The sequence below is a fragment of the Agathobaculum sp. TL06 genome, assembly GCF_054658635.1.
Genome location: NZ_BAAGGY010000050.1, coordinates 1 through 4,579 on the forward strand (window position 1 = coordinate 1; position 4,579 = coordinate 4,579).

Below are 4,579 nucleotides of genomic sequence, written 5' to 3' on the forward strand. Positions count from 1 at the left end.
GCCGGAGAAATTCCGACTGGCTGATACCATAGGGCGCAAGCCGCGCTGTGAAGTCGGCGTATTCATCTTCGGACAGCCGGGTTTTCACAACGCGGCTGCGGTGGGGCGTGTTGTATTTCTTTCGCATAGGCTGAAAACCTCCTCTCACTATTCTTATTGCTGACTTTTTTCGGATTTTGGGCGGAGAAAATTTCCTCTCACTCCTCCCATTGCTTAACTTTTCGGGAAATTACAAAAACTTTTTTTTGCATTTCGGCAGAAAAATCCCTCTATACCTCCCATTGGGCAACTTTTTGGAAAATAACAAAAACTGTTTTCAGCTTTTTCGCCCGTAAGGGCGTATAGCAGGGTTTGGGGAAGGCACTCCCCAACAAGTTTCCCGCGAGGGGCAAAACCGCAGAATTGCGGATTTTGGCACCGTGGTAGAAACTTGCTCTTAGTAAGCCGCAGACTGCCCCTGTCCGGGCTTTTCCGTACATAGAGCGAACGGGGCGGGGCTTTCAGCCCGCTGTGCGCGGTCTTTTTTTTCTTTCGCCAAAGATACATTCAAAAGGCCGCCAGCTACCCGCTGTCCGGGGATTTTTCAAATTTTCTTTTGCCTTAGTAATCCGGGAAACAGGATTTTGGCAACCTACGGGGCAGAGAATTTTTCCTTTCACTCCCTACAACACTGCGTTTTGAAATTTGCCAAACGGAGCAGGCAGCTTTTTCTGGCTTCACCTACCTACTACGGGTGACTTTGCGATTTTGCCAAATGGACAACAAAAAAAGCAGCAAATCTTTTTCAGACTTACTGCTTTCACTGGCCGCTGGTGGGCGGCTGGTATTCAGTTTTGGGGCTTATCGGTCAAAGCGAAACTTGAATAGTGCGGAGATTAGCTGCTGCTTCACATATTCCTCAACCTCGGCGTTAACCTGACCGTGTACTTTGGAAAAGTAGCGGATATATCCGGCATAGTGGGAAAGGACGGTGTCGATTGCGTCCGGGTCGCCCTCATGGGCTTTGACGATTGTTTCATAGGGGAGAAGTTTACTCATGGTCTTTTCCCTCCATGAGCCGCCGTAGCCGCTGCAAGGCAAGCTGGATATGCCGCCCCGCTGTGCTGCGTGTCCGGCCAATATGTACGCCGATCACTCGCTGCGGCTGGCGCAGGAAATAGTAACGGAAAATCTCTTCCTGTGTCTGCTCCGGCAAGAGGGCAAGGGCGGCGGCAAGTTCCGCATGGTACAGAACGGCGGTCTGGCCGCAGGCGGTAAAAAGATATTCTTCAAGCTGCTCCGGTTCGGCAAGCTGGACAAACTTCTCATTCATCAGATAGTCAAGAGAAACTTCCCGTTCCCACCTCCGGCGCAGCTTTAAGATTATATCTATGGCTGCGTGACGAATGACAATCTTGCAAAAGGCATTGAATGTGTACTGGATATGCACTTTGTAGGCTTCATCTTCGGTCATGGAAATTCCCCCTCTCTGAATAATAGTGCGGGGCGGCAGCACTCCTTGCTGTCGCCCCTTGATTGCCTATCTGCAAAGGCGGGCGGGGCTGTCAACGGCGGCGCATATGCGCCGTTCATCTTGACTGTTGACTGGCTCGGCTGGCTTTGCCATTTGAGTGTAATTGCTTATTCTTTTTTTATTTGCAGACTTTTGAGGTAGAACGCCTGCTCCTCCCTTTTCTCTGGCTCACTCTCAAAAGGGTTATGCTGTCTAATTCATTCGTTGTCTTACTATTTCATACATCATTATAGATGCAGCACAACTGACATTGAAAGAACTGGCATAGGAATCTTCAGCCATAGGAATCGTACATAAAACATCACAATATTCCTTAAATGCCTTATTTAATCCCATGGTTTCATTTCCCATCATTAACATAACCGGGGTTTTCAAGTCCTCATGATAGATAGGCTTTTCGTGGTGGGCTGTTGTGCCTATGATCTTAAAGCCAGGGTATTTTATTCTAAGGCTTTCAACGAATTTATATAAATCCTCATTGTGAATGATTCGAATCACCGGAAGATTGAAAAAAGAACCCATCGCCGAAACAATTACATCAGGCTCATACAAATCAACCGCATGTCCAGTAATTATCAACATATCTACTCCCAACGCATCACATGAACGTATCATCGTACCTAAATTTCCTTTATTAGAGGGCCTGTCAAATAACACAATAAATGGATTGGAAGATAACGCAACATTTTCTAACCTGTCTTCCCTCATTTCAATAATAGCCAATAATTCAGAAGTTTCTTCTTTTCCACTTAATTCCTTTAGCAACTGTGCCGTAAGAGTATAATTGACTTCTGTTTTTACTGTTTCTATCATATGTTTTGCCCAGCCTGACAGATTATTCTTGTCATAAATAAAAGAAATAATCTTCCAGTTATTTTTAACCGCTTCATTTAAACTTCTTACGCCTTCAACAATAAATTGATTATATTTATATCTTTTATTTCGATTATGCTTCAATACTTCAAATCTCTGGTAATCATTATTTTTATTTAATATAGAAACAACTTTCATTTCAATACCTGCCTCATCATACTTTGGTTTTCGAATTTTTCACCCATTGTAAGCCCATTTTTGAAAAAATAAGGGAAAATGATTTCCCGGTTTTTCTGTGGCAGGGATAACAGGACGGCGGCAAGTTTTCCATTGGTGAGGATAACTGCCTGACCGCATATCGTTATAGGGTGTTCTTCATGGGGTGCTTCAAAATATTCGTCTGTTGTGCCTAAAGGGTAAAACTTTTCTTCTGTGAGGTATTCAAGGGATATTTCTTTTTGCCGCCGTCTGCTCCTGTCACGCCATGCGTTGATAGCCGCATAGTGTATGACGGTCTTGCAAAGCCATTGAACGTGTACATGATGTGTTCTTTGTATGCTTCTGTGCAAGGCATAGATGATTCCCCCTTTCTCCCACATAGGGCGTTGTATGGTTGACGGGTTTCATTTATAATATCAGAGGGCGGCAGCACCCCTTGCTGTCGCCCCTTGATTGCCTACCAGCAAAGGCGGGCGGGGCTGTCAACAGCGGCGCATATGCGCCGTTTATCTTGACTGCCCGCTGGCTCGGCTGGCTTTCCTATTTGAGTGTAATTGCTTATTCTTTTTTTGTTACTGGAATCCAAATTTCACTGTATGCGTAGTTGGGCTTTTTGTCGTCCATTTTTGTAAAAGAGAAAGAAAACGGCTCTGCCAGTTCATAATCTGCCGTCATAAACCATTCGGAGTAGATTCTTGCCATTGTATCCTGCAAAGTAAACGGGAAGATTCCTTCATTTGGAAAAACTGCCCACGTATGAGCTTTAACAGGAAATGTGTCCAGATTACTGCTAATGTCATTTTTAGTTGTTAAAACTCCAATTAAAAAGGGTACAAAAAACTAAGCCCCTTGCAAGGGACGGTTACAATTCTTTGTTCCCACTATTTGATTATAGTTAATTAAGAATACCTTGCCGCATATTTTTAACTCCTTACTTGGAATAGAAATATTATAGCATATCGGCATTGAAAAAGAAAGTCCTGAAACAAAATTTACGGAATAGTAGGCTGCTGTCTATCAATCTCTTGTGTGTTTCTTTATGACACATGAGCATTGGAGGCCGGGTTGTCTTGCCCGTACCCCTCCAACAGATTGACGCCTCCCCATACGCAAAGCGCACCGCCGAGGCCCACAACGATCGTCTGTAAAACGTCAACAGCAGAATTGAAAAAATCCATAAATTACCTCCATAAATTCAGATTGTGATGTTGTTTGGTTTCAAAAAAAGCTGCCGGTCATTTTCCAGCAGCACGTCACAATCCGCAGGCGGCCCGGAGTTATTGGCCGCCCAGCCATTCCCGCAGGGCAGTCACATAGATTTCCGCCCATGCGTCACACATTTCAAGGTCTACTTCCGCCTCCATTTGCTTTAAGGCGTCGTCGTCAGGCAGTTCAAAATCGTGTTCGATCATCCACCGCAAAGCAACGCAAGCGGAGATTACGCCGCGAAAAGCGGTCTGCACAGACTGGAAGTATTCCTCAAATGTAATTTTGTCCGAGTGTTTCATAGGTCAGGCTCCTTTCTTTGTCCGCCGCCTTATTGGGCGGCTGCATTTTCATCCGACAGGTCAATGTCGTAAAGCTCAAAGGTTTCATCCTCCGACACCACGCGCCGCTTTTTCCGGCGCAGGGACGACAAGTATCTGTCCACGTCAAAGGTGTTTTTCTTATCGGCGTCGGAAAGGTATTTATAGCGGGGATGGCGGGTAATGTCGTATTTCTCACTGAAAAACGGCCTTACGCCGCGCACCTGCAAAATACACTTGCCTCCGTCCATCGTTGCGATTTCGTCCTGGCTCATAAGCTCTTTACCACAATGTCAAGTGATGAATTCAAAAAAGGGCAAAAAAGCCCCCTCCTCATTTAGAGAAGGGGGAAATACATAGAATATTTATTGAAAAATCGCCACAAATAAAGGTGCTTTAAATAATTAAGGGGAAATTTTTCTACCTAAGGCTTTTTGAGCAAGCCTCTTTCTCGTAACTCTAAAACCAATGTTTCTTTCATGTTTTTTTCAATCGGTATTTTTTCGGC

Annotated in this window: 7 protein-coding genes and 2 pseudogenes; all 9 read right to left on the reverse strand. The window is 44.8% G+C overall.

The window, feature by feature from the left end; genetic code table 11:
* Positions 1 to 127, reverse strand: a pseudogene (locus ACYQ3S_RS15455) (plasmid mobilization protein); the annotation flags it as partial.
* Positions 128 to 840: 713 nt separating this feature from the next.
* The gene (locus ACYQ3S_RS15460) at positions 841 to 1,038 is read right to left on the reverse strand and encodes a helix-turn-helix domain-containing protein (RefSeq protein WP_070087581.1); all 198 of its coding nucleotides are present in this window, start codon (positions 1,036 to 1,038) and stop codon (positions 841 to 843) included.
* Positions 1,031 to 1,453 carry an RNA polymerase sigma factor gene (locus ACYQ3S_RS15465; RefSeq protein WP_070087582.1) on the reverse strand — a complete coding sequence of 141 codons (423 nt, stop codon included), beginning with the start codon at positions 1,451 to 1,453 and terminating at the stop codon, positions 1,031 to 1,033. Before ACYQ3S_RS15465 ends, ACYQ3S_RS15460 begins: the two co-directional genes overlap by 8 nt.
* Positions 1,454 to 1,705: 252 nt before the next feature.
* Positions 1,706 to 2,524: a TrmH family RNA methyltransferase gene (locus ACYQ3S_RS15470; RefSeq protein ID WP_070087583.1), complete on the reverse strand. Its 819-nt coding sequence runs from the start codon at positions 2,522 to 2,524 to the stop codon at positions 1,706 to 1,708.
* Positions 2,521 to 2,895 carry a sigma-70 family RNA polymerase sigma factor gene (locus ACYQ3S_RS15475; RefSeq protein WP_204245260.1) on the reverse strand — a complete coding sequence of 125 codons (375 nt, stop codon included), beginning with the start codon at positions 2,893 to 2,895 and terminating at the stop codon, positions 2,521 to 2,523. Before ACYQ3S_RS15475 ends, ACYQ3S_RS15470 begins: the two co-directional genes overlap by 4 nt.
* Before the next feature lie 208 nt (positions 2,896 to 3,103).
* Complete coding sequence (locus ACYQ3S_RS15480; RefSeq protein ID WP_459690252.1) at positions 3,104 to 3,367, reverse strand: GyrI-like domain-containing protein; 264 nt, start codon at positions 3,365 to 3,367, stop codon at positions 3,104 to 3,106.
* A 215-nt stretch (positions 3,368 to 3,582) separates the two neighbouring features.
* Positions 3,583 to 3,723 (reverse strand): Maff2 family mobile element protein, encoded by a 141-nt coding sequence (locus ACYQ3S_RS15485; RefSeq protein ID WP_459690249.1) that lies wholly within the window; start codon positions 3,721 to 3,723, stop codon positions 3,583 to 3,585.
* Between the two features lie 99 nt (positions 3,724 to 3,822).
* Positions 3,823 to 4,053 (reverse strand): antitoxin, encoded by a 231-nt coding sequence (locus ACYQ3S_RS15490; RefSeq protein WP_459690251.1) that lies wholly within the window; start codon positions 4,051 to 4,053, stop codon positions 3,823 to 3,825.
* A 29-nt stretch (positions 4,054 to 4,082) separates the two neighbouring features.
* Positions 4,083 to 4,358 (reverse strand): annotated as a pseudogene (locus tag ACYQ3S_RS15495) (VirD4-like conjugal transfer protein, CD1115 family); the annotation flags it as partial.
* Between the last annotated feature and the right edge of the window lie 221 nt (positions 4,359 to 4,579).

Coding starts and splice junctions, on each gene's coding strand:
- ACYQ3S_RS15460 (WP_070087581.1), bottom strand. CDS start 1,038: ATGAGTAAACTTCTCCCCTATGAAACAATCGTCAAAGCCCATGAGGGC.
- ACYQ3S_RS15465 (WP_070087582.1), bottom strand. CDS start 1,453: ATGACCGAAGATGAAGCCTACAAAGTGCATATCCAGTACACATTCAAT.
- ACYQ3S_RS15470 (WP_070087583.1), bottom strand. CDS start 2,524: ATGAAAGTTGTTTCTATATTAAATAAAAATAATGATTACCAGAGATTT.
- ACYQ3S_RS15485 (WP_459690249.1), bottom strand. CDS start 3,723: ATGGATTTTTTCAATTCTGCTGTTGACGTTTTACAGACGATCGTTGTG.
- ACYQ3S_RS15490 (WP_459690251.1), bottom strand. CDS start 4,053: ATGAAACACTCGGACAAAATTACATTTGAGGAATACTTCCAGTCTGTG.